25 protein-coding genes are annotated in these 24,321 nt (G+C 58.8%); 10 read left to right on the top strand and 15 right to left on the bottom strand.

The annotated features are described in order from the left end of the window. The first annotated feature begins 7 nt into the window (after positions 1–7). The 3 genes from ACIQ1A_RS00865 to ACIQ1A_RS00855 are packed head-to-tail and all read left to right on the top strand — an operon-like array spanning position 8 to position 3,717. A complete protein-coding gene (locus tag ACIQ1A_RS00865; protein ID WP_395769191.1) occupies positions 8–1,780 on the top strand; it encodes a Mur ligase family protein in 1,773 nt (590 codons plus the stop codon). Positions 1,781–1,819: 39 nt separating this feature from the next. Continuing rightward, positions 1,820–3,226: a glutamate--tRNA ligase gene (gene gltX, locus ACIQ1A_RS00860; protein ID WP_395769190.1), complete on the top strand. Its 1,407-nt coding sequence runs from the start codon at positions 1,820–1,822 to the stop codon at positions 3,224–3,226. Then, positions 3,223–3,717: a transcriptional repressor gene (locus tag ACIQ1A_RS00855; RefSeq protein ID WP_395769189.1), complete on the top strand. Its 495-nt coding sequence runs from the start codon at positions 3,223–3,225 to the stop codon at positions 3,715–3,717. Before gltX ends, ACIQ1A_RS00855 begins: the two co-directional genes overlap by 4 nt. 50 nt (positions 3,718–3,767) lie before the next feature. Here the strand turns inward: ACIQ1A_RS00855 and ACIQ1A_RS00850 are convergent, their stop codons facing one another. The 4 genes from ACIQ1A_RS00850 to ACIQ1A_RS00835 all read right to left on the bottom strand — a co-directional run bounded on the left by ACIQ1A_RS00850 (position 3,768) and on the right by ACIQ1A_RS00835 (position 8,294). Then, positions 3,768–4,151 (bottom strand): DUF4870 domain-containing protein, encoded by a 384-nt coding sequence (locus tag ACIQ1A_RS00850; protein WP_395769188.1) that lies wholly within the window; start codon positions 4,149–4,151, stop codon positions 3,768–3,770. 69 nt (positions 4,152–4,220) lie between these two features. After that, positions 4,221–4,910 carry a glutathione S-transferase family protein gene (locus ACIQ1A_RS00845; RefSeq protein ID WP_395769187.1) on the bottom strand — a complete coding sequence of 230 codons (690 nt, stop codon included), beginning with the start codon at positions 4,908–4,910 and terminating at the stop codon, positions 4,221–4,223. After that, complete coding sequence (locus ACIQ1A_RS00840; protein ID WP_395769186.1) at positions 4,907–6,142, bottom strand: threonine/serine exporter ThrE family protein; 1,236 nt, start codon at positions 6,140–6,142, stop codon at positions 4,907–4,909. Before ACIQ1A_RS00840 ends, ACIQ1A_RS00845 begins: the two co-directional genes overlap by 4 nt. Positions 6,143–6,209: 67 nt before the next feature. Then, a complete protein-coding gene (locus ACIQ1A_RS00835) occupies positions 6,210–8,294 on the bottom strand; it encodes a TonB-dependent receptor (protein WP_395769185.1) in 2,085 nt (694 codons plus the stop codon). An 80-nt stretch (positions 8,295–8,374) separates the two neighbouring features. Here ACIQ1A_RS00835 and ACIQ1A_RS00830 point away from each other — a divergent pair, with 80 nt between their 5' ends. Together ACIQ1A_RS00830 and ACIQ1A_RS00825 are read left to right on the top strand one after the other, a co-directional pair. After that, entirely contained in the window at positions 8,375–8,782 is a 408-nt protein-coding gene (locus tag ACIQ1A_RS00830; RefSeq protein ID WP_395769184.1) for a MerC domain-containing protein, read from the top strand. Positions 8,783–8,854: 72 nt separating this feature from the next. Then, positions 8,855–9,031 carry a 30S ribosomal protein THX gene (locus ACIQ1A_RS00825; protein WP_395769183.1) on the top strand — a complete coding sequence of 59 codons (177 nt, stop codon included), beginning with the start codon at positions 8,855–8,857 and terminating at the stop codon, positions 9,029–9,031. 59 nt (positions 9,032–9,090) lie between these two features. Here ACIQ1A_RS00825 and pcp read toward each other — a convergent pair whose 3' ends face one another. Genes pcp through ACIQ1A_RS00785 form a run of 8 tightly spaced genes read right to left on the bottom strand, consistent with a single transcriptional unit; the run spans position 9,091 to position 16,131 of the window. Beyond that, entirely contained in the window at positions 9,091–9,732 is a 642-nt protein-coding gene (gene pcp, locus ACIQ1A_RS00820; protein ID WP_395769182.1) for a pyroglutamyl-peptidase I, read from the bottom strand. Next, the gene (locus ACIQ1A_RS00815) at positions 9,729–10,682 is read right to left on the bottom strand and encodes a DUF979 domain-containing protein (protein ID WP_395769181.1); all 954 of its coding nucleotides are present in this window, start codon (positions 10,680–10,682) and stop codon (positions 9,729–9,731) included. Before ACIQ1A_RS00815 ends, pcp begins: the two co-directional genes overlap by 4 nt. Next, positions 10,675–11,379, bottom strand: coding sequence for a DUF969 domain-containing protein (locus ACIQ1A_RS00810; RefSeq protein WP_395769180.1), 705 nt, complete (start codon positions 11,377–11,379; stop codon positions 10,675–10,677). Before ACIQ1A_RS00810 ends, ACIQ1A_RS00815 begins: the two co-directional genes overlap by 8 nt. Then, on the bottom strand, positions 11,376–12,128 hold the full coding sequence (locus ACIQ1A_RS00805; RefSeq protein WP_395769179.1) for a 5-oxoprolinase subunit PxpA: 753 nt from the start codon (positions 12,126–12,128) through the stop codon (positions 11,376–11,378). Before ACIQ1A_RS00805 ends, ACIQ1A_RS00810 begins: the two co-directional genes overlap by 4 nt. Continuing rightward, a complete protein-coding gene (locus ACIQ1A_RS00800) occupies positions 12,125–13,075 on the bottom strand; it encodes a biotin-dependent carboxyltransferase family protein (RefSeq protein WP_395769178.1) in 951 nt (316 codons plus the stop codon). The genes ACIQ1A_RS00805 and ACIQ1A_RS00800 overlap by 4 nt, the downstream gene beginning before the upstream one ends. Then, complete coding sequence (gene pxpB, locus ACIQ1A_RS00795) at positions 13,072–13,764, bottom strand: 5-oxoprolinase subunit PxpB (protein ID WP_395769177.1); 693 nt, start codon at positions 13,762–13,764, stop codon at positions 13,072–13,074. The genes ACIQ1A_RS00800 and pxpB overlap by 4 nt, the downstream gene beginning before the upstream one ends. Then, positions 13,748–14,974: an imidazolonepropionase gene (gene hutI, locus ACIQ1A_RS00790; RefSeq protein ID WP_395769176.1), complete on the bottom strand. Its 1,227-nt coding sequence runs from the start codon at positions 14,972–14,974 to the stop codon at positions 13,748–13,750. Before hutI ends, pxpB begins: the two co-directional genes overlap by 17 nt. Then, positions 14,971–16,131 (bottom strand): CaiB/BaiF CoA transferase family protein, encoded by a 1,161-nt coding sequence (locus ACIQ1A_RS00785; protein WP_395769175.1) that lies wholly within the window; start codon positions 16,129–16,131, stop codon positions 14,971–14,973. The genes hutI and ACIQ1A_RS00785 overlap by 4 nt, the downstream gene beginning before the upstream one ends. Here ACIQ1A_RS00785 and ACIQ1A_RS00780 point away from each other — a divergent pair. The 5 genes from ACIQ1A_RS00780 to ACIQ1A_RS00760 are packed head-to-tail and all read left to right on the top strand — an operon-like array spanning position 16,015 to position 21,014. Beyond that, on the top strand, positions 16,015–17,370 hold the full coding sequence (locus ACIQ1A_RS00780; protein WP_395769271.1) for a formimidoylglutamate deiminase: 1,356 nt from the start codon (positions 16,015–16,017) through the stop codon (positions 17,368–17,370). The two genes, ACIQ1A_RS00785 and ACIQ1A_RS00780, sit on opposite strands and share 117 nt — an antisense overlap. Then, positions 17,367–18,038 (top strand): YoaK family protein, encoded by a 672-nt coding sequence (locus tag ACIQ1A_RS00775; protein WP_395769174.1) that lies wholly within the window; start codon positions 17,367–17,369, stop codon positions 18,036–18,038. The genes ACIQ1A_RS00780 and ACIQ1A_RS00775 overlap by 4 nt, the downstream gene beginning before the upstream one ends. Before the next feature lie 42 nt (positions 18,039–18,080). Beyond that, a complete protein-coding gene (gene hutU, locus ACIQ1A_RS00770) occupies positions 18,081–19,751 on the top strand; it encodes a urocanate hydratase (RefSeq protein ID WP_395769173.1) in 1,671 nt (556 codons plus the stop codon). A gap of 13 nt (positions 19,752–19,764) precedes the next feature. Then, positions 19,765–20,445: a sterol desaturase family protein gene (locus ACIQ1A_RS00765; RefSeq protein ID WP_395769172.1), complete on the top strand. Its 681-nt coding sequence runs from the start codon at positions 19,765–19,767 to the stop codon at positions 20,443–20,445. A 56-nt stretch (positions 20,446–20,501) separates the two neighbouring features. Continuing rightward, entirely contained in the window at positions 20,502–21,014 is a 513-nt protein-coding gene (locus ACIQ1A_RS00760) for a hypothetical protein (RefSeq protein ID WP_395769171.1), read from the top strand. Here the strand turns inward: ACIQ1A_RS00760 and ACIQ1A_RS00755 are convergent. The 3 genes from ACIQ1A_RS00755 to bcp all read right to left on the bottom strand — a co-directional run bounded on the left by ACIQ1A_RS00755 (position 21,007) and on the right by bcp (position 24,251). Continuing rightward, the gene (locus tag ACIQ1A_RS00755) at positions 21,007–22,629 is read right to left on the bottom strand and encodes a long-chain-fatty-acid--CoA ligase (protein ID WP_395769170.1); all 1,623 of its coding nucleotides are present in this window, start codon (positions 22,627–22,629) and stop codon (positions 21,007–21,009) included. The two genes, ACIQ1A_RS00760 and ACIQ1A_RS00755, sit on opposite strands and share 8 nt — an antisense overlap. A gap of 125 nt (positions 22,630–22,754) precedes the next feature. Beyond that, positions 22,755–23,642, bottom strand: coding sequence for an EamA family transporter (locus ACIQ1A_RS00750; RefSeq protein WP_395769169.1), 888 nt, complete (start codon positions 23,640–23,642; stop codon positions 22,755–22,757). A 3-nt stretch (positions 23,643–23,645) separates the two neighbouring features. Beyond that, complete coding sequence (gene bcp / locus ACIQ1A_RS00745) at positions 23,646–24,251, bottom strand: thioredoxin-dependent thiol peroxidase (RefSeq protein ID WP_395769168.1); 606 nt, start codon at positions 24,249–24,251, stop codon at positions 23,646–23,648. Between the last annotated feature and the right edge of the window lie 70 nt (positions 24,252–24,321).

Raw genomic sequence — 24,321 nt, 5'->3', positions numbered from 1 at the left:
CCGCCGGATGGCTTTCACCGATTCACGCCGGCTGACCGGGCCGAATGTGTATTTCGCCGTACCCGGTGTGGTGCTGGAGGCGCGTGCCACTGGCATCGACGAAGCGCAATGCAACCAGTGGATGCAGGCCGTGACCGGCATGGCCGGTCTACTGTGTTGGCCGTCACCGTATTTCGTAAGCCGCTGCCACGCCAAAGGCGCCACCTTGGCATTTACGGCGCCGATGGATCAGCTTTTCGCCGCAACCGAAGTCAACGAGTGGGCGTGGTCCTCGGTGTGCGGGGATGCCGAGATGCATGCCCCTGGATTTCCACTCATCGGTGATGCCGATGCAGCTGCCCGCATTTTCCGTAAATCCGCCGCCGCCGAATGCGAGCCGGCGCTGATGCGTTTTAGTGCGGCAGCGCAGGACGCCGGTTGGCCGGTGCTTCTGGACGATGACAGCATCAGCATCGGTTTCGGAGCACAGACACAGCTCTGGCCGCGTGCCGGTTTTCAAACGCCGGAAGACGTTCTGGCCGATCATACGCATCGCTTACCAGTAGCGATGGTGACCGGATCCAATGGCAAAACCACGACCGTCCGTCTGCTGGCGGCCATGGCGCGGGCCTGCGGTCTGGCCAGTGGCCATAACTGCACGGACGGTCTGTTCTTTAACGGCGAGTTGATTGAAGCCGATGATTACGCGGGGCCGGCCGGTGCCCGTGCGACCCTGCGTCATCCGATGGTTCAGGCCGCTATTTTGGAAACTGCGCGCGGTGGCCTTCTGCGCCGTGGTTTGGCCACGGACCAGGCCGATGTCGCGTTGGTCACCAATGTCAGCGAAGACCACTTCGGCGAGTATGGCGTTTTCACGCTGGACGATCTTGCACGGGTAAAGCTGTCGGTGGCGCGCGGCTTGAAGCACGGCGGCGTGTTGGTGCTGAATGCCGCCGATCCGATGTTGGTAAAGCACAGTGCGGATTTCCAGCTTCCGATGGCTTGGTTTGCACGGGACTGGCAGCATCCGGTTCTGGCTGAAAAGCGCCTCGCTGGGGTACCGGTCTGCGGCATTGAGGACGCCCGATTGTTGCTTGCTGTCGACGGTGTAGTGCAGGACTTCGGCGATACCCGCAGCATGCCGCTGAGCTTTGGTGGCATGGCCGCCTACAATCTGGATAACATCGCGGGTGCGGCATTGGCCGCTGTGCTTTTGGGGTTCACGCCCTCGGCCATTGCCAATTGCCTGCAAGCCTTTGGTCTGCGCCATCTGGATAATCCAGGAAGACTGCAATCCTGGCAGTTCGGCGATGTCCGTGTTTTGATGGATTATGCGCATAACCCTGAAGGACTGCGTGGGTTTCTGGATATCGCCAAAGCCCTGCAGGGCGAAGGCCGCATGGCCGTGCTTCTGGGCCAGGCCGGAAACCGGGAGAATGACGACATCGTCAAGCTGGCCGAAACGGTGGCGCAATATGCTCCCGAGCAGGTTGTGCTCAAGGAAATGGTCGGCTACGAGCGCGGCCGCGCCCCGGGCGAGGTGCCGGCTTTGCTGCAGAGTGCCCTGTTGCAGAATGGCATTGCTGCCGGCGATGTGCATGTGCAGCTGGATGAAGTCCAGGCCGTGTGCGATATCCTGCTCTGGGCTCGCCCCGGCGATGTAATGGCGCTTCCGGTCCATGGCTTGGCTGAGCGTGAGGCTGTTCAAGGGCTCCTGGATGCCATGCAGGTGGCAGGTTGGCAGGCGGGGAGGGCGCTGCCGGACTGGCCGTCATTGCACCGTTCTGACGCGAGCGTCTGAATCCGTTAAAATTAGGGTGGTTTTTCTTTTGGCCTTCCTATGACCTGCCGTACCCGTTTCGCCCCGAGTCCCACCGGCTTCCTGCACATCGGTGGCGCCCGCACCGCACTGTATTGTTATCTCGAAGCGCGTCGCCGCAACGGCGTGTTCGTTCTGCGTATCGAAGATACCGATCGCGAACGCTCGACACAGGCGGCGGTCGATGCCATCTTGCATGCGATGGACTGGCTCGGACTGGAATACAACGAGGGTCCGATTTACCAGACCGATCGTCTGGACCGTTACAAGCAGGTGGCCGAGCAACTGGTGGCAGAGGGCAAGGCTTATTACGCCTATGAAAGCAAGGATGAGCTTGAAGCCATGCGCAACGAAGCGCTGGAGAAGAACGAGAAGCCGCGTTATAACGGGGCCTATCGTGATGCCAATGCCCCCTTGCGCGAAGATCCGAACCGGGTCATCCGTTTCCGCAATCCGCAGAACGGCACGGTTGCTTGGGACGACAGCATCAAAGGTCGCATTGAATTTTCCAACACCGAGCTTGATGATCTGGTGATTTTCCGCTCCGACGGTTATGCCACATATAATTTCGCGGTGGTGGTCGACGATCTGGACATGGGCATCACCGACGTCATCCGTGGCGACGATCATGTCAATAACACCCCGCGCCAGATCAATATCTACAAGGCCTTGGGCGATTTCATGCCGCGCTTCGCGCATATGCCGATGATTCTCGATCCGGAAGGCGCCAAGCTGTCGAAGCGGCATGGCGCCGCTAATGTCATGCAGTACCGCGAAGACGGTTACCTGCCGCATGCCTTGTTGAACTACCTGGTCCGTCTGGGCTGGTCGCATGGCGACCAGGAAATATTCAGTCGCGCCGAGATGTTCGATCTGTTCAAAATCGAGGATGTCAACGCCAAGGCCTCGCGTCTGGATCCCGCGAAACTGAATTGGATCAACCAGCATTATCTGAAGACTGATGCGCCGGAAGCAGTGGCCAGTCACCTGCGCTGGCATTTGGAAAGTGCCGGTTATGACCTCGACAAAGGACCGAATCCGGCCGACGTGGTTGTTGCACTTCGCGATCGCGTGCATACGCTGAAGGAAATGGCGGAGAAGGCCAAATGCTGGTATTGCCCGCTAACCGAGGCTGACATCGATGCTGCTGCCGTGGCCAAACAGCTCACGTCTGCCGTGCGCGAACCCTTGTCTGTGTTCACCGGAAAGCTTGACGCCTTGCCGGAGTGGACGCTTGCCGGCGTGCATCAAGCCTTTACCGATACCCTGGCGGAGTTGAATCTGGCCATGGGCAAGCTCGGTCCGGCCATCCGTGTTGCGATAACCGGTTCAACCGCATCGCCATCGATCGACCACACCGTTTATCTCTGTGGTCGGGAAACCGCACGCGCGCGCCTGCAGGACGCCCTTGGAGCATTGCCGCAATGAATTCGGGCACGCCGGCCTGCACGCATCCGCACCACCATGTGCATGGTGCCGGCGCCTATCTGGATGCCGTCAAGGAAGCCTGTGCCGAACGCGGCCTGAGGTTGACGCCGATTCGCGAGCAGGTCCTGCGTCTGATTGCCCAAAGCGGCAAACCGGTCAAGGCCTATGATTTGCTCGAGCAGATGCGTTCTGAAGTCGGTGCCAATGCGCCGCCGACCGTGTACCGCGCGCTTGATTTCCTGATGGCCAACGGCTTCATTCATAAGCTGGCATCCATCAATGCCTTTGTGGCCTGTCATCATCCCAGCATCCGCCACACCGTCCCGTTCCTGATTTGCGACCGCTGCCAGTCGGCCATCGAGCTGGAAGATGAATCCATCGCCAAGTCGCTCGATGCCAAAGCCCAAGCTCTCGGCTTTGCCCCAGGTGCGCAGGTTCTCGAAGTACATGGCTTGTGCCGTAATTGTCAGATATCGGAAGCGTCCGCATAATGAAAACGCCGGCTTTTGCCGGCGTTTTGCATTCGGGTAGATTGTCGTAATCAGTTCAGCAGACGCAGGGTGAACGGATAACGATAGTCCTGACCGTTGAAGCCGGCCATGGCGGCTTTGACAGTGCACCAAATCCACACCACGGCCAGCACGAGAGCTGCCGGGATGACGAAGATCAGGCCGAGGCCCAAGGTCATGAGCGTCAGGAACACCGCAATCAGGGTGTAGAGGAACATGCTGAAGTTGAAGTTGAACGCTTCGGTTGCATGCTTGCGGATGAATGCGGACTCGTCCTTTTTCATCAGCCACACCACGAATGCGGCGATCATGCCGCCGACGCCGGCCGACCATGACGTGAACAGGGCCAGCACGAAAGCGGCGACATGCACGCCGCCGGCCCAGTTGTTTTGATCTTTTGCGACATTATCTTCCACGACTTGCTCCAGGGTTGGGGGTGTATGGCTTTACCTTAGCGTAAATCCGTCCGATTTGCATCGCATCGGCTAGTGTGGACGCCTAAAATCGGCCAGAAGTTCGGCCTGTGCAAGAATCTCTAGTTCGTGTCCGGTCTCCCGCCACGGTTCCTGCAGGGCTTGTTCATACCACGTGTGCATGCCGGGCAAAGCCAAAAGACGGGCAGCGTAGGCATTCGCCGCATCACTCAGGGGCAGGCCGTAGCTTTGGATACGGAACGCCACCGGAGCATAGAACGCGTCGACGGCGCTAAAGGACGTCCCGACCAGGAATGGTCCCCCGAAACGCGCCAGTCCGTCCTGCCAGAGGGCGTCAAGGCGGGCAAGATCCGCCATCAGATCCGGTTTCAAGGCGTGTAGTTGCAGACGCAGTCCGCAGTTCATCGAACACTGGTTGCGCAGGGCACTGAATCCCGAATGCATTTCTGCTGACGCCGAGCGCGCCCAAGCCCGCGCGGAGCGCTGTTGCGGCCAGACAGCGGCATGCGATTCGGCGAGATATTCAATGATGGCCAGAGAGTCCCAGATGACCGTGTCGCCGTCATGCAGGCAGGGCACCCGGGCATTCGGTGAAAATCGGCTGAAATTGGCGTGGTTGGATTCCTCGAACGGCACCAAGATTTCAGTGAACGGGATTTGCAGTTCCGTCATCAGCAACCAAGGGCGTAGCGACCAGGAGGAATAATTGCGGTTGGCGATATACAGGGTGTAGTTGCTCATGCGGGTTCCTCGTCGATTTCGGATTTGGCGCCCCGCGCAAAGCGTGAAAGCGCCATGCTATTGGCCAACAGGGTGCCGATGACCAGCGCCGCGCCGGTCGTTGCCATGGTGGTGATGGTGCTGATGCCGGCGAGATTGTCCTGTTCCATCAGAGCATGTAAGCCCTTGAAGCCGACACTGCCGGGAACGAGTGTAATGAGGCCGGGAATCTGGACCAGAATGCCCGGCTCGCCGCTGAAACGTTGGAAGAGTTGGCCGGCGAGGGCCACACTGAACGCGGCCGTAAACGCACCGGCGACTGGGCCGAACACCGCCCCGATACTGCTGGCCACGGCAAAGGCGAGCAGGCAAGCCCCCATCATGATGTGCAAGGACCGCAGAGGTGCCTGCAAGAAAATCATGAGCGTGCCACCCAGCAGTGCGATGGCCGGCCAGATGGTCCAGTCCGGCAGTTTATTCAAAGAGGACAACGTCCGGTAGGGAATCCACTCGGTGCCGATGCCGGTTCCGATGGCGACTCCGGCTCCCATCAACAGCATGAGAATCGAGGCCCCGGAGAGTCGGCCGGTGCCGGCCAGTAGATTTCCGGTGGCCAGCTCAATCATGGCGATCGTGATGGTGAAGCCCGGAAGCAGCAGCACGATGCTGGCCAGAATCACCACGAACGGTGAAGTCAGCGGAATCAACACACTGATCAGGTAGGCGCCGATGGCGGCGATGGCGCAGAGCAGGACGGGCATGATCGGCACCAAACCGGGACGCGCGCCGAGATAAAGCAACGCGAGGATGAAGATAATGCCATTAAGTCCGGCGGCCGCCATTTCCGGTAACGCACCGCCAAGTAAGAGGGCAATAGCGCCCGACAGCACGAATCCGCTCAGTACCATCACCCAGGGTTTCCAAGGCAGTGGTGCGGCCATAATGGCTTCAAGCCGGAGGATGGCGTCCGGGAGCTGGTCAATGCGATCCAGCTTGCGGAGCATGTCCTTCAGGGCGATCAGCCGGCTCATGTTGTAATCGTATGCGGGCAGACGCAACAACCGGCTTTGTTGGCCTTGGTCCGGACTTTCCAAAGTGATGGTCAGCATGGTCGGTAAGGCATAGCAGTGCGCATCCACCCCGAAGTGACGGCCCAGAAGGCGAATGTGGCGTTCCAGATCATGGGCGTTTGCGCCGCTCATGTGCATGGATTTGGCCAGCTCGCCGAAGAAGGTAATGAGTTGCTGTTGCATGGCTTATTATCGCATGCAGCATCCGGCGAAGTAGAAAAAACCCGCCGAAGCGGGTTTTTTGGGATGCTTAGAAGAAGATGCGAATGCCGGCTTCCAGCGTCCTTCCGGGCAACGGCGCGAAATCCTTCAGGTAAGAAGTGGATACGCGTGCTTCCTCGTCGGCGAGGTTGCTGCCGTTCAGAAAAACCTGAAGATCGGTGCCGCCCGCAGTCCAGCGATAAGCGATGTTGGCGTTGACCATGTTGTACCCATCGGTTTCGGTTTCGCCCGGGGCGGTCTCATCTTGGTCGTACACGTGCATCAGGCCGAAACCGGCCGTCCAGTTGCCGAGTTGCCAGGCGATATCGACGCCCAGACGGGAAGGCACGATACGCGGCAGGTTATCACCGCCGCCAGTACTCGTGTTGACACTATCGACCAGCGCGTTGATGGTCCACAGGCCGCTTCGGTTTTCCAGGAAATCCCAACTCAGCTGCGCCTCCCAGCCGGTGAATGTGGCATCGGTCTGGCTCCAGTAGGCAACCGGCAGCTCGTCCAGCTCAAGGTCGCTTCCTTCCAGATAGATGAAGTTGTCATATTCGGTCCGGTAGAACGATACGGAAGCGTCGATTTTGCCGTTGTGAAAATGCAGGCCGATGTTGCCGCCGATGGATTCTTCCTTGTCGAGGTCTTCGTTGCCGATTTCAAACGTGCCGGTGGCGACGTGCGGACCGAAGGCATAAAGCTCTTCAGCCCGCGGTGCGCGCTGCGCTCCGTCAAAAACCGCCGTCAAGTGGAACAGTTCATTGATTTTCCAGATACCGCCAAGTGAATAACTGAATGGATTAAAGGACCGGTCCGGCAGGCCGACGGCATCGGGTTTCAGGCGGACATCGTCGTAGCGGGCGCCGATTTCCAGTTTGAAGTCTCCGAACTCGCGTTCCTGCAGCACGAAGAAGCCCCAGTCGGTGGTTGAGGTCGGTGGCACGAAGGCTTCATCACCGACGGCTTCGAAATCGTTGTCGACGTATTGGATGCCGAAAGCGCCATTCCAGCCGTTCCATGTTTTCTGGGCGGCTTCCAGGCGGACTTCCAGGGTGTCGCTGAAGAATTGCGTGCCGGTTTCCGCGCCTTCCAGTTCGGTGTGCTCATAGTCGGTATCGGCCAGGCGCATCACCAGTGATTTGAAGATGCCGACGTCGTTGAAGCCGCCTTGGAGGTCAAAGCGACTCTGCGACATATCGATGCGCACCAGTTCTGCTTCTTCTTCAGCTTCCTCGTCATGATCTTCCCCGTCATGATCTTCTTCGTGCGCGTGGGCGCCGGGCGGGATGCCGTAATTGGTTTCAAAGCGGCTGTAGGATGCGCCCAGCCAGCTGTTTTCGCCGAACCAGGTCAGTCCGGCGGCAAATGAGTCGGCCGTCAGATTGGAGTTGGGTTGCTTGCCTTTGCTGAATTCATCGAGCGACTCGCCTTCAGCCAGTTCTTCATCGATCAGATCCTTGGAGAAAGCATAGCCTGGAATATCGTAATCTTCGGTGTCGCGGGTGACGAAATCGATGTGCCAGCTGAAGGATTCGTCGGCGAAGTTGCCGTCCAACCTGCCCATGCCGGTGTATCCGTTGTTGGCCGAGTTATAGCGGAGTTCGGCCTTGCCGCCGAACGCATCAGCGTATGGCGTGGTCGGAATCCGGCCATCCACCACGTTCACTGCGCCGGCAATGGCGCCGCTACCGTAAAGCAAAACAGCAGGACCCCGCAGAACTTCGATTTGATCGGCCAGAAACGGTTCCAGCGTCACCGCATGGTCGGCGCTCACGGTCGAGACGTCCCCGGTCAGCATGTTGTTTGCCAATACCTGCACTCGGCTGCCTTCCTGGCCACGGATGATCGGCCGGCCGACGCCGACACCGAAAAAGGTCGACTGGACACCGGTCTCGCCGGCTACGGTTTCACCCAAGGTATTGGATTTGGCAAGATCCAGGGCTTCACCGGTAAGCACTGAGACGGGTTTTGCGAAGTCGTCAATGCGGTTGCCCATGGGCGACGCGGTGACCACGATGCTGTCCAATGTTTTTTCCTGTTCCGCGGATTGCGGATCGGCCAGAACTTCGGCGCTTAAGGCCATGGAAATCGCCAAAACAAGCAAACTCCGAGTGTAGCGTCGTGACATCAGGGTTCTCCGATAATGATATATTGTAACAATTTAAAATAATGTTACACTATCACAATTAAGTTTGGCAAGGCTAAATTATGCGGTTCCGGCTTTTACTGGATAAATTCGGCAGTACGGCATCGATCCTGTGCGCGGTGCACTGCGCATTGCTGCCCGTGCTGATCGCCGTGTTGCCGGCAATGGGCTTGAGTGCCTTGGCGTGGAGCGGGTTTGAGTGGGCCTTCGTGTGTTTCGCCACATTACTCGGCGGTTTTAGCCTTTGGATTGGTTACAAACGGCATCGCGTGTACCGGGCTTTGGCGTTCCTGGCACCGGGACTGCTTCTGGTCTGGCTCGGTATTCTTTGGCCCGAAATCCATCACAATCTCCTGCGGCATGCCATTGTCATGACGGCCGGCGGCACCTTGATTGCCATCGCACATGTGGTCAACCTACGGCTGACCCATGGCCATGTGCATGATGCCCGTTGCGGCCATCAGCACTAAATGCTTGGTTCATGGGCTCCGGAGTGGTAATCTAGAGGCCTTGTCACACTATCACTTGAAGGAATCTGCACCATGGGCAAAGGCGACCGTAAGACCGCAAAAGGCAAACGTAATATTTCCAGCTACGGCAACGCCCGTACCAATACCGCCAAAAAAGCAGCGGTTCAGGTTGCTGTGAAAAAAGAGCCGGCCAAGAAAGCCGCTCCGGCCAAAAAGGCGCCAGCCAAGAAAGCCGCAAGCAAAGCCTGACCGACTTCGGACAGGCCGAAAAAATGACCCGGCAGGGTCATTTTTTTTTGCCTAAAGTCCTAGCACTCGGTTCCGGCATTGAGCCGCAGGTCGGTCCCGGAATCCAAGCTGATCCGCAGGATAATCGCCAACGCCCGAACCATGTCATCCAGGGCCATGCTGGGTGCGCCCGGTTGCTTTGCGGCCTGCTCAGGCAGGTAAGGAATGTGCACGAAACCGGCCCGCATGCCCGGCAGATGCCGGCACAAGTGCATCAGTCCATAAAACACATGGTTGCAGACATAGGTTCCCGCCGTATTGGAAACTTCTGCGGGAATACCGGCGGTGCGTAGGGCCTGCACGATGGCTTTGATCGGCAAACTGCTGAAATACGCGGCCTCACCGGCCGGGTGGATGGGCTCATCAATCGGCTGCCACCCCGCATTATCGGGAATGCGGGCATCATCGATATTGATGGCGACGCGCTCAAGACTGATGCTGCTGCGGCCGCCGGCCTGTCCGACCGCGATGACCAGATCCGGCCGATGGCTTTCGACCAACTGCTGCAACATCGTCAGCGAGCCGCTGAATTCAGTCGGCAGACAGGCCCCGATCAATGTCAGCTCATCGCCAGCTTCTTGGCAGATACGGCTTACCGACAGCCAGGAGGGGTTGACCGCCTCACCACCAAAAGCATCGAAACCGGTTATCAGGATTTTCATGGCAGTGCCAGCCAGTAAAGAAGCAACAGATTGCAGACGATCAGCGGCAGCGCCGTCATCACCTGCATGCGGATGACGGCATTCTGGTCTTTCAATTCCAGTAGTGCCACTGGAACAATGTTGAAATTTGCGGCCATCGGAGTCAGCAGGGTGCCGCAGTAACCGGTAAGCATGCCGATGGCGGCTAAAGGCGCCGGGTCCGCGCCGTGTTGATGGACTAAAATCGGCAGACCGATGCCGAGGGTCATCACCGGAAATGCGGCAAAGGCGTTGCCCATGACCATCGTGAACAAGACCATGCCCAAACCATAAGCCAATACCGCAACCCAGACCTGATGCAGGGGCAGGGCGGTGGTCAGCACCGCCGCAACCAGATCACCGATACCGGCCTTATTGAACAAACCACCGAGCATGGCCAGCAACAGAGGAAGCAATACAGCCCAACCGATGCTGTCAAGAATGCCGCGAGAGGCATGTATGGCATTGGGCAGACGCTCGCCGGTGATTTTCAGTGCAGCAATGAATCCGGCAACACAGGCGATGGCCAGACAGACGATCGTGGTCTGTTCCGTGCTGATCAGTGTCCAGTCTTCCCAACGCACATGCTTCAATCCAAAAACGCCCAGCATGGTGACGGCCGGTATCAACAAAGCCGGAATGAACAGCCGGTTGCCGAGGACAGATGCCTTGGTAGTGCGCACGTCGGATTCGGGGGCATGGTAGTTACCAAGCCCGACAGCTCCGATTCCGGCCAATCCGGCGATTACAAGAACCAATACCCCCATCCACATCGAGGGCATTTTGTCGCCGGCCAGAAACGCGAAGGCGAGCAGGGCCCAGAACGCGGTGGTGCCCAGGCGTTTGCTATGGCGCTTGTCCCGGAAAGACTGCCAGGCAACATAGGCCAGGTAAATTCCGCACAGCAGATAAACGGTCGCGATATCAATCATGATTGATCCCCTCGACCGTCTTCTCGGCAGCAACCGACTGTGCCATCCGTTTATCGAAACGGTGAAGGCGCCATGCATGGATGGCAAAAGCCAGAATGGCCGTCGGAATTCCCCACAGGGCGATATGCAAGGGTTCCATGATGATGCCGTTTTCAGCGTACAGGCCCTGCATCAGCAAGACCGCGCCAAAGGCGATAAAGATATCCTCACCGAAGAAAAGTCCGACATTGTCAGTCGCGGCGGCCATTGCCCGCAGACGTTCGCGCAATTTTGGTCCAATCTCGCCATGCGCGGCGCGTGCGGCGCCTTCAGCCATGGGTGCCAGCAAGGGGCGAACTGTCTGGGGATGCCCGCCCAGACTGGTCAGGCCGAGCGCCGCGGCACTTTGGCGTACTGCCAGATACACGGTCATCAGTCGCCCCGGTGTGAGGCCTTTACGCCGTGCAATCCATTGCTGGGCATGCTCTCGCAGCCCGGCGCGCTCCAATGCGCCGAGGACCGGCAAGGTGAGGATGATGATCAGCAGGTAACGGTTCTTGACGAAACCGTCGCCGATTTCGCTCAACAGACGCTCCGGCGACATGCCGGCGGTCAGGCCGGCGGTGAGTGCCGCCGCCATCACCACCAGTACTGGATTCCAGCGGCGCATAAAACCGATGATGACAACCAATACGGCGAGCAATGGCCAGTAATTCATGAGTGCTCCGAGAGGGTAGCGATGCCGGCCTTGTGCAGCGCGGTCTGCAGTGCAACCGCAAATTCCACGGCATGCGGGCCATCGCCGTGCAGACAGACAGTATCCACCGCCAGTGAAACCGGATTGCCGTTGACAGATTGGATGACGCCGTCCTTCACCATCGCGAGGGTCTGGGCGATTGCCTGGTCGGTGTCGGTAATCAGCGCTTGGGCATGGCTGCGCGACACCAGCAGGCCTTCATCGGTATAGCGCCGATCCGCGAAGCCTTCAGCCCATACGCTTAAGCCAAGGGTGCGTCCGGCGTCCAGAAGTTTTGATCCGGCCAGGCCAATCAGGACCAATTCCGAATCGACATCACGAACGGCAGAGGCGACTGCATCGGCAGCTTGCACATCCACGGCGGTACGGTTGTAGAGCGCGCCATGCGGTTTCACATGCCGCAACCGACCTCCCTCGGCTTGGGTCAGCGCTTTCATGGCACCAATTTGATACAAGGTCTGCGTGTAGATGGTTTCGGGGTCCAGCCCCAGTTCGCGCCGACCGAACTCGGCACGGTCGTAATAGGAAGGATGCGCACCGATGGCGACGCCGTATTTCAGGCAGAGCAGAATCGTTTCCCGCATCCGCATCGGTGATCCGGCATGGAAACCGCAGGCAATGCTTGCCGAAGAAATGAACGGCATGATGGCGGCGTCGTGTTCCGCATCCAATTCGCCGAGATCGGCATTGATATCGATGGAAAGTGTCATGGGTGCCACCATTGTGCCATGTGTTGCCGCCATTGCCGGTAATGCAGCTCGCGTCGGCGCCATTGTCGAACGGCTTCGGCGGCAGATACCGGCTCAAAGCTTAGATGATCTCCGGGCCGGCACTGTGCCAATCGGGAATGTGCAATGCTGGCAACGGTTCCCAGCAGCGGGTAACCGCCAGTCGTCTGTCGATCAGCCGCAAGAATGATGGGGTGTCCGTCGGGTGGCAACTGGATACTGCCGAACGCCACACCGCTCGAGAGGAGTGAGGGCCAGGCGCTTTCCGGATGAAGGGCCTGTTCCAGTCGCAGTCCCATCCGGTCCGAGTTGCGGCTTATGCGCCATTCGGTGCTGCAGAATTGTTCCTGCCGGTTTTTGTCCAGCCAGGACCAGTGGCTGCCGGGAACGAACGGTAAGGGTCCGGCTTCCGGAAAAGACGGGTTGGCCCAGGCAGTATGCCAACGCACTGTTTTTCCGGGATACCGACTGGCGGCATAGGCGATGCGGTCACCACGTTGGAATGCATGACCTTCAAAACCGCCGATTCCCGAGCGGATATCGGTGGCCACGCTGCCAAGGATGGGCTCCGCATTAAAGCCGCCTTGGACCGCAAGATACGCGCGACAGCCCTGCCGGGGGTGTTTGAAATGCAGCATCGTGCCGGCTTCGAGTCGGATGGGGCGACACAGGTCCACGGCGATGGCATCGGCTTCGGCCTGCAGGTCGGCGCCGGTGATGGCAAACCACTGCGTCTGTTCGATGCGTAATCGTACCCCCCCAAGGGTGATTTCAATCAGGGACGTGTTGTCGGCATTGCCGAGCAGATTGTTAGCAACGCGTACGGCCAGGCTATCCATGGCCCCACAGACACCAATGCCCTGATTTTGCAGGCCACGTCGGCCAAGATCCTGAAGACTGCTGATACCTGCGGTTTCAAAGACCATCATGGCGTGCCACCCATCGCAATGAATTCCCCGAAGCCAATCCTTTGAATGCGTAGTCGATCGCCCGGCTGTAAGAAGCTTGGCGGGGCCTGCTGAAGATCAAACAGACATATCGGTGTTCGGCCGATCAGTTGCCAGCCTCCGGGGGACGGGCCCGGATAGATCCCGGTCTGCGCGCCGCCGATGCCCACCGAGCCGGCCGGAACATTCAGACGCGGTGATTCCTTTCGCGGCATGTGCAGGACATCGGGAAGTCCGCCGAGATAGGCAAAGCCGGGCTTGAAACCCAGGAAATAAACGCGATAATCCGCCGTGCAGTGCAGATGAACCAGCGCTTCCACGTCAAGCCCGGTATGTTCCGCCACGGCGGCCAAATCCGGCGCAAGGCGCGCATCGTAACAGACCGGTAAAACGATATCGCGTGCGATACCTTGTGCAACATCATGGTTGGCCGGCAAACTGGCAATGGCCTGCGAGAGCGATTCAAAATCATCCAGCAGCGGATCGAAATGAACGGTCAGGGTATGGTAGGCCGGCACGCATTCAACACGATCGGATCCGAGCGTTTCCAGCAATGCCGCTGCGATGGCATGCACGCAGTCGTTCAATTCCGGGTCGATGCATGGCGCGAAAGCCAGCACCAATGCGCTATCCCCTAATGGGGCCAGACTGAATTCAGGGGTTGGGATCATTGCCGCACAGCAGCAGGTGACGGAGCAGGTCGCCGCCGAGCCAGTAACACAGCTCGGCAGGATGTCGGATATCCCACACTGCGAAATCCGCACGCTGCCCAATGGCCAGCGTCCCGCGGTCGTGCAAACCGAGCGCACGCGCTGCATGGATCGTCGCGCCGCGCAGAGCTTCTTCCGGCGTCAGGCGGAAATGCGTGCAGGCCAGCCCCATCGCCAGGCGCAGCGAAAGCAGGGGTGCAGTCCCCGGATTGCAGTCTGTCGCTACAGCCATCGGCACGTGATGACGTCGAAATGCTTCTATGGGCGGTTGTTGGGTTTCCCGCAATACATGAAATGCACCCGGCAACAGCACCGCGACCGTCCCGGCCGTGGCCATCCGCCGCACCGCATCCTCGCTGGAGTATTCGACATGATCGGCCGACAGTCCGGAAAACTCCGCGACCAAGGCGGCACCGCCCAGATCGCTGAGTTGGTCGGCGTGGGCTTTCACCGGCAGACCGAGTGAACGTGCGCTTTCAAACAGGCGCCGGCTTTGGGACGGTGAGAAGCCGATGCCTTCGCAAAAAACGTCGACGGCATCGATCAGGCCTTCGGTCTGCAGAATGGGCATCCAGCTGCATACGGCTTCGATGTAGTCATCGGCACGTCCGGTGTATTCAGGGGGCAGGGCATGGGCGGCCAAATAGGTGGTTTTCACCGTCATGCCGGTTTCGGCGCCAAGCCGGCGCGCAACACGCAGCATCTTGCGCTCACTGTCAAAATCCAGACCGTAGCCGGATTTGATTTCAACGCAGGCGACGCCATCGTGCAACAAGGCTTGCATCCGCGGCAGGCTTTCCGCGAACAGGGCATCTTCCGAAGCGTTGCGGGTCAGGCGCACGCTGGACAGAATGCCACCGCCGGCCTTGGCGATATCGGCATAGCTGGCGCCGCGCAAGCGTTGTTCGGCTTCTTCGGCACGGTTGCCAGCGAATACCAGATGGGTGTGGCAGTCGATCAAGGCCGGTGTCAGCCAGCCGCCTTGGCCGTCGATGACCGTATCGATGTCTTGCAGGTAGGGTTCCGCAGCTGCGCGGTCGTTCCCGACATAAACGATATGGCCACTACGCCAGACGATGATGCCGTTTTCGATGACGCCATAATCCGGGCCGCTGAGCGTGGCCAGATGGACATGCGCGATGGCGCCATGCTGATTGTCATGGCGTTTCATTTGACGACTCCCAGCGCGGCATAGTGTCCGTAATCCAGGCCGAGTTCGGTCAGGATGGTCTGCGAATGCTCGCCGAGTTGTGGCGGTGCCTGGTGATAGCTCACCGGGGACTCGGAAAGTTTTAGGGGGCTGGCTACCAGTGGAATGCCGTCCACCTCAAGCACATTGCCATTGGCTTTAGCCAAGGGGCTATGCAGCGCCTGTTTCACGGAGTTGATCGGCGCGCAGGGAATGCCACGATTGCTGAGAGCCTGCAACCAATAAGCCACCGGTTGCGTGCTGAAGATGGCCTGCAGGTTGGCCGTGACCAGGTCCCGGTGCAATACGCGCTGACTGTTGCTTTCGAAGCGCGGGTCATGGATCCACTCCGGATGTCCAACGGCATCGCACAGGGCGTGCCAGAGTTTTTCATTGGCGACTGTCAGAACGAAATGCTGATCGCTGGCAGAAAAATCCTGGTAGGGCACGATACTGGCGTGTTCATTGCCATAACGCGGTGCATCTTCGCCGGTGAATAGGACTCCGGCGCCGATATTGGCGAGCCAGGTCAATTGCGTATCGAACAAAGATACCGCGACCTGCTGACCGCGCCCGCTGTGATGGCGTTGCTGCAGGGCTGCCAGAATGGCGATGACGGCATTCTGGCCGGTGGCCAGATCGACCACGGCGACGGCAACCTTGTTAGGCGCACCATCGCGCGCGCCGGTGATGGCCATCAAACCGCCTTCGGCTTGGACGGCATAATCGTAGCCGGCCCGTTTGGCATCCGGACCGGTACGGCCATAGCCGGAAATCGAACAGTAGATCAGGCGCGGATTGATTGCGCTGAGCGCGTCGTAACCGACACCAAGGCGTTCGGCCGTACCGGTGCGGAAATTTTCAATGACGATATCGGCCTGTGCCACCAGGGCATGAATGACTTCGCGGCTTTCGGGTTTGTGCAGATCGATGCAGATCGAGCGCTTGTTGCGGTTGGCACAGGAGAAGTAGGCGGAGATCGCACCGATGTAGGGCGGTCCCATGCCACGGGTGTCGTCACCATCGAAGGATTCCACTTTGATGACATCGGCGCCGAGATCGGCCAGCGTCTGCCCGCACCAGGGTCCGGCCAGGACTCGGGACAGATCCAGAACTTTCACGCCGCTGAGTGCCGTCATCGCTTCTCGCTTACAATACCAACCATGGACCGGTTCATTTTACCCGCAATCGCCAACAGTCACAGCCATGCCTTTCAACGTGCCATGGCCGGCCTGACCGAACGTCGCGGCGACCCGTCCGACAGCTTCTGGACCTGGCGCGAACAGATGTACCGGTTCGCCGGCCGCATCAACCCCGAGCAGCTGTATGCCATTGCCGCCCAGCTCTACAGTGAAATGCTGGAAGCCGGATACAGCCATGTCTGCGAGTTCCATTATCTGCATCATCAGCCGGATGGCCGGCCCTATGCCGACCCCAGTGAAATGTCACAGGCCATCATCCGTGCCGCGGAAGACGCCGGCATCGGTCTGACCCTGTTGCCGGTGTTGTATCAAACCGGTGGTTTTGACGGCCGGCCGCTGCATGACGGCCAACGCCGTTTCGGGCATTCGCTCGAGGCCTATCTGGCATTGATAGCACGCCTGCAATTACAGGAAAGCCATCTCCTGAAAATCGGCGTAGCCCTGCATAGCCTGCGCGCCGTGCCGCCGGAGACCTTGTCGGCACTGCTGCCGCAGTTGTCCGGGCTGAACCTTCCGATTCATATCCATATCGCCGAACAGATGGCGGAAGTGCGCGAGTGCGAGGCTGTGCGCGGCGCACGTCCGGTTCAGTGGCTGCTCGACAATGCGCCGGTGGATGCCCACTGGACGCTGGTGCATGCCACGCATCTGCATGCCAGCGAGGTCAAGGCTTTGGCGCGCTCGAAAGCCACGGTTTCGCTCTGTCCGAGCACCGAAGCCAATCTGGGTGACGGATTCTTTGCACTGCCTGAATTCCTGAAAGCCAAGGGCAGCTTCTCCATCGGATCCGATTCCAATGTCTCGGTGTCGGTAGCCGAGGAGCTTCGGTGGCTAGAGTATGGCCAGCGTTTGAAACACCAGCAACGCAACATCGCCGCCAGCGAGAAACAACCTGCAGTCGGCCGGTTTCTGCTGGAGGCGGTTGCCAAAGGCGGTTGGCAATCGGCCGGCGTACCCAAGCGTGCAGATGTCATGGTGCTTGATGCCGAGGCGCCGGTGCTTTTCGGTGCAACAGAGGCCGATGTAGCGGAACGTTTCGTATTCGCCGGCAATCGGCCGTTGATTGACCGCGTCAGTGTGCACGGTATCGATCGTGTGCTCGGCGGCCGGCATGTGTTTCGTGAGCCGTTTGCTGCCGGGTTTCGTCTGGCGATGACGCAGTTGCTGGCCGGATGATCTCGCGGCTACCGCGCTGGGTGCTGATGTATGCGGCACTGCTGGCGTTCATGGCCGGCATCATCAACATCGTCGGATTCCTAAGCTTCGAACATCAGGCTGTCACCCACTTGACCGGCACCACCACACTGCTAAGTGCTGCCTTGGCCAGCGGACAGAGCGCAATGGCCATGCACTTGTTGGTCGTGCTCGGCTCGTTCTTTGCCGGGGCTGCGCTCAGCGGGCTGATTATCGGCGACAGCACTTTGCGCTTGGGTCGACGCTACGGTGTGGCGCTATTGATGGAATCGGCGGTACTGATCCTTGCCGTGCGCTATTTGCAGGACGGGGCCAAACTCGGCATATACTTAGCCGGCCTTGCCTGCGGCCTGCAGAACGCAATGGCCACCACCTTCAGCGGCACGGTTATACGCACCTCGCATGTGACCGGCATGTTCACCGATCTGGGCATCTATTTCGGTCATCTGTTGCGCCGTGCGCCAATCGAGCGCCGGCGTGTCATCATCAGCCTGACCGTAATCGGCGGTTTCGTTGCCGGCGGTGTTTGTGGTGCCCTCGGTTTTCAACCCTGGGGCTTCAGCGTGTTGTATGTGCCTGCTACTTTGGCGGCAGGGCTGGCGCTGGTTTATGCAGTCTATCGCTGGCATAAAGCTGGTCAGTACGACTAGCCCACGGTTTATAATTAAGTACCTCTTTCTGGAGTCTCTGCCATGTCCAATCCCCGATTCGATTCCAGCCGCGTCATCCGTTCGCCGATAGGGTCCACACTGTCCTGCAAATCCTGGCTGACCGAAGCCGCTTTCCGCATGATCCAGAACAATCTTGATCCGGCGGTGGCCGAAAATCCGCAGGGTTTGGTGGTCTATGGCGGCATTGGTCGCGCCGCTCGGGATTGGGCCTGCTTCGACACCATTCTGGCCACCCTGAAAACCCTCAACGACGACGAAACCCTGCTGATCCAAAGCGGTAAGCCGGTCGGTGTATTCCCCTCGCACCCGGACGCGCCACGTGTGTTGCTGGCCAACTCCAATCTGGTGCCGCACTGGGCGACGTGGGAGCACTTCAACGAACTCGATAAAAAGGGTTTGATGATGTACGGCCAGATGACCGCCGGTTCCTGGATTTACATTGGGTCGCAGGGCATCGTGCAGGGCACCTATGAAACCTTCGTGGAGATGGGGCGTCAGCACTATGCCGGCGATCTGACCGGAAAATGGATTCTGACCGCCGGCCTGGGTGGCATGGGCGGTGCGCAACCCTTGGCCGCCAGCATGGCCGGCGCTTGCTCGCTCAACATCGAATGCCAGCAATCGCGCATCGACATGCGCATCAAGACCCGCTACGTGGACGAACAGGCCAATGATCTGGACGATGCGCTAGCCCGCATCGAGAAATACTGCGCCGAAGGCAAAGCGGTGTCGGTGGCCTTGCTTGGTAATGCGGCGGAAATCCTGCCGGAACTGGTCCGCCGCGGCGTCCGCCCGGATGCGGTGACCGATCAGACTTCGGCCCACGATCCGCTGCACGGCTATCTGCCGGCCGGCTGGACCTGGGAACAGTATATCGATGAGCAGAAACACAATCCGGCCAAGACCGTGGAAGCTGCCAAGCACTCCATGCGCGTGCATGTGGAAGCCATGCTGCATTTCCAGAACATGGGTATTCCGGTGTTTGATTACGGCAACAACATCCGGCAGATGGCCAAGGATGTCGGTTGCGCCGATGCCTTTGATTTCCCTGGTTTCGTGCCGGCCTATGTGCGCCCGCTGTTCTGTCGCGGCATCGGTCCGTTCCGCTGGGTCGCGCTATCCGGCGATCCGGAAGACATCGCCAAGACCGATGCGAAAGTGAAGGAACTGATTCCCAACGATCCGCACCTGCACCGCTGGTTGGACATGGCCAAAGAGCGCATCGAATTCCAGGGTCTGCCGGCGCGCATCTGCTGGGTTGGGCTTGGAGAACGCCATCGTTTGGCTTTGGCCTTCAACGAGATGGTGGCCAAAGGCGAACTGAAAGCACCGATCGTGATCGGCCGTGACCATCTGGACTCCGGCTCGGTGGCCTCACCGAACCGCGAGACCGAAGCGATGAAGGACGGTTCCGATGCCGTGTCCGACTGGCCGCTGCTCAATGCCATGCTGAATGTGGCCGGCGGCGCAACTTGGGTGTCGCTGCACCACGGCGGCGGGGTGGGCATGGGCTATTCGCAGCATTCCGGCGTGGTGATTGTGGCCGACGGCAGTGACGCGGCGGCAAAGCGCCTGGCGCGGGTGCTCTGGAACGATCCGGGCACGGGTGTGATGCGACATGCCGATGCCGGTTATGAGATTGCTGTGGATTGCGCGAAAGAAAAGGGCCTGAATTTGCCGATGGTTTCTTAAGCGATTCATTGATATGACAGTCGTCGCGACCCAGACGGATTCAAATATCGACGTTACTCCTACGTTCCGCGAGGATTACCGCGCTAGTGAGATTCCAACCAGCTACTCCGGTTGGCGCCATTTCGCGATTACCAATACCTTTGTTTTTGTGTCGGTAGTCATCTGCGCATGGCAGCTTGAAAGCGTGCAATTGTGGGAGTGGATGTTGGTACCGCTGGTTGCCTTGTATGCCAACTTGGCCGAATATTTCGGCCATCGCTTCGTGATGCATCGCCCGCGTCGCGGGTTTGGACTCATCTACAAGCGCCATGTGAAGCAGCATCACCGTTTTTTCACCGATACCGCCATGCCGGTGGATGGAACACGCGACTTCAAGGCTGTACTGTTCCCACCTATCCTGCTGATGTTGTTCCTGGGTGCATTTGGAACACCGGTGGCCATGGCGGTGGGTTACATGGTGAGTGCCAATGCCGGCTGGTTGTTTGCCATTACCGGGCTGTTGTACTTCCTCAACTACGAATACCTGCACCTGGCCTACCATCTGCCGGAAGATCATTGGGTTTCGCGCCTGCCATTCATGGCAAGGCTTAAGCGCTTGCACACCCTGCATCACGATCAAGCGCAGATGGCGCACAGTAATTTCAACATCACGTATCCGGTAGGGGATTGGTTGTTTGGCACGCTACGTCGTTGACACACAACCGTCATAATTCCGTCATAAAATGGTCATATATCGCTAGGAACATGACTATGACAGCAATTCGATGGGCAATAATCGCGTTTGTTGTGCTGATGACGGGAGTCGTATCGGCCGCCACGCCCTATGTGCCGCTGGAACAGCGTCTGAGCACCGAACAGCTTCGCGAGACCGGACTCGATACACTATCTGCAGAGCAGCTTAAAAAATTAAATGCCATTTTGGCTGATGCGCCCGCACAAGCCACGGCCCCGGTGCCAGTTGCCCCGGCAGTCGCCGCCGTTGCGGCTCCAGCGGCGGCCGCATCCAGCTCGGCGGACAGGCCATTGCTCGGCTTCAATGAAAAACCGATTCAGGGTCGTCTGAAAGGTACGCTGACCGGGTGGGAAGAAGGCACAGTGTTCACTTTGGATAACGGCCAGCAGTGGAAAGTACTCAAAGGCCGCATGAAGTTACCCAAAGCCCTGACGGATCCGGCAGTGAAGTTGGTGCCTGGCATTGCGGGCCGCTGGTTCCTGCAAGTCAGCGAAGACTATCCGATGGCAAGGGTTTATCTGATCAACTGAACACACTGCCATATATCTTGCGCAGTTCGTTCTTCTGCACCTTTCCGGTTCCACCTACCGGCAGGGTATCCACGAACAGGACTTCATCCGGTACCCACCATTTCGCCACGCGCTCGGCGAGGAATGCGAGCAGCTCTTCGCGGCTGACCGCCACCTCCGGCTTGCGTACGATCAACAGCAACGGGCGTTCTTCCCATTTCGGATGCGGAACGCCGATGACGGCGGCCATGGCCACGCTCGGATGTTGCAAGGCGGTGTTCTCCAAATCAATCGAACTGATCCATTCGCCACCGGACTTGATGACGTCCTTGCTGCGGTCGCGGATCTGCATGCGGCCGGAAGCATCAATGGTGGCGATGTCGCCGGTCGGAAACCAGCCGTCGATCAGCGCGGACTGTTCGGATTTGTAATAGCGTGACATCACCCACTGGCCACGCACCATCAGTTCGCCCTGGCTGACGCCGTCACGGGGCAGAGTGGCGCCATTTTCGTCCACCACCTTGAGGTCAATGCCGAACAATGACTTGCCCTGTTTGGCCAGCAGGGCATGTTGCTGCTCGCGTGGCAGGCTCTGGTCTTTCGGCGATATGAAGCCCATGGTGGCGGCCGCGGTGGTTTCGGTCATGCCCCAGCCGTGGCGGACTTCCACCGCATAGACATCGCGGAATTTCGCAATTAGTGCCTGCGGCATGGCCGAGCCGCCGACGGCGGTGCGACGCATGGTGCTGAAACGCAGCTTGTTTTGCTCCACATGCTGCATCAGCGCCATCCAGATGGTCGGAACCCCAGCGCTGATGGTGACCCGCTCGGATTCCATCAGTTCATAAAGGCTAGCACCGTCCAGTCGCGGCCCGGGCAGCACCAAGCGTGCACCGACCATCGGCGTGGCATAGGGAATGCACCAAGCGTTGATGTGGAACATTGGCACGACTGGCAATACTGTATCGAGTGCGGAGATGCCAATCACACCCGGCATACACCCGGAGATGGCGTTGAGCACGATGGCACGGTGCGAATACAGCGCGCCTTTCGGGTGGCCGGTCGTTCCCGAGGTGTAGCACAGGGCAGCGCCGGTACGCTCATCAAAATCCGGCCAATCGTAATGCTCAGGATGTGGAGCAATCAGGTCTTCATAACAATGCAGTCCGGTCAATCCCTCCAGTGCCGGCATATTGGCGGCATCACTCAGGCAGACCCAGGCTTTGACCTTCGGACAATGCGCAGCGATACCTTTGACCAGTGGTGCGAAGGTGGCATCGAACAGCATTACTTCATCTTCGGCGTGATTGATGATGTAGATCAGTTGATCCGGGGCCAGTCTGGGGTTGCAGGTATGCATCACCATGCCGCTGCCGGATACCGCGTAATAGGCTTCCATATGTCGGTGGTTGTTCCAGGCAATGGAACCGATCGCGCTACCCGGGCCGAGACCCAGCGCCTGCAGAGCGTTGGCCAGTTTGCGCGAGCGTGCCGCACATTGCGCGTAGGTGTAGCGGAACAGCGGACCGTGTGTTTCGCGGGAGACGATCTCAACATCGCCGAACTGGCCGGCGGCATGTTCGATGATGCCGGAAACGAGCAGGGGACGATCCATCATAAGGCCAGGTTGCAGCATGGTATTTCTCCGTGGAAAGGTATTTATAGACTGACGATTTCCTTGAAACCGCCCCAGATCATGCGCTTGCCGTCGAATGTCAGGTTTATGAATCTATATTCTGCACCCAAAACCGCGGACATGCACTAGGCCGGCCTTTTCCGCAACAAAAGCGGCTGCACGAACACCGCCGACAGGATGATGGCGACACCGAGATAGAATTGCGGGGTCAGCTCCTGATATTCCTTCAGCCAGAGTGCAGCGATCACGATGGCATACACCGGTTCCAGATTCAGTGCCAGCTGGGTGCTGAAGGCGCTGATATGGCGCAGTGCGTGCAATGACAGGATGAATGGAAGCAGGGTGCACAGCACAGCCAGTACCAGCAGCAGGCTGAAGTTGTAGAGATCGGGCTGGATGAAGGTCGCATCTACGCCGAAATACAAGGCACTTGCGCCGGCCAGTGCCAGAGCTCCGACACTCATTTCGATGAAGGTCACCGATTCTGGATCGGCCTCATGCACATAGCGTTTGTTGAGGGTGGCGAATACGGCGGTCAACAACGAGGACAGGATGCCGACCGCGATGCCCAGATGCATCGACAAGGGGACGCCGCCGATCAACAGATAGACGCCGGGAATCACCATCAAGCCGAGCAGGATCTCACTGCGGGCATGTGGCTTGCCGGTCAGCATTGGCTCGATGATGGCGGTGAAAATGGAACCAAGTGCCAGACAACTGACGGCCACCGAGGCATTCGAAAGTTTGATGGCGCCGTAGAAAGTGAGCCAATGCAAGGCGACGATGATGCCGATGCCGGCATAGATGGCAATCAGCCGCGGCGACAGGACACGCAGGCCACGCCAGACCCGCGGCAGAACGGCCAACAGCATGGCGACCAAGACCATGCGCCAGACCACCAGTGCCTGTGCCGGCAAGGTGATCAGCTTGCCCAGGATGGCGGTAAAGCCCCACAGCAACACGCAGAAATGGATTTGCCAGAACGCCTTGCGTTCCACGGTTGAGTGGGACATCGCTTACTTCTTTTTCACGGTTTTTTTGGCGGGTGCTTTCTTGGTCACGGATTTTTTAACCACTGTGTTTTTGGTGGCAACGGGCTTGGCTGCCGCTTTTTTGGGCATCGGTTTAGCGGTGGATTTTTTGACCGCAGTCGCCGCCGGTTTTGTGCCGCCGATGAAGGCCAGCACATCAGCGGCATGGGTCTTGGTGTTGACCTTTTCCCAGACCTGTTCGATTTTTCCATTGGCTCCAATCAGAAAGCTGCTGCGCGAAATGCCCATGTACTGTTTGCCGTACATCGATTTTTCGACCCAGACGCCATAGGCCTCGATCAGGGCGCGTTCTGTGTCGGCCAGCAATGGAAAGCTCAGGGCGTATTTGTCGGCGAATTTACGGTGACTGGCGACCGTGTCCATACTGACGCCGAACACCGGAATCCCGAGTTTGTTGAATTGTGCCAGGTCCGATTGGATGCCGCAGGCCTGCACGGTGCAGCCCGGTGTGGAATCTTTCGGGTAGAAGTAAACCAGGTAGCGCTTGCCTTTCAAGGACTTGGCATTTTGAACGGTACCGGTTTGGTCAGGCAGGGCGAATTGTGGAGCGAGTGCGCCGGGAGCCAGCATGGGAGTTCCTTTGCAGTATGAAGGGGAAGTTTAGTCTATGTGCCGGCTTGCTTGCATTGCGTGAAGCGGG

Source organism: Arenimonas sp. (assembly GCF_044353605.1).
GTDB lineage: Bacteria > Pseudomonadota > Gammaproteobacteria > Xanthomonadales > Xanthomonadaceae > Arenimonas.
Note: the sequence above shows the minus strand (reverse complement) of the source record. Positions and strands in the feature narration are given on the sequence as shown.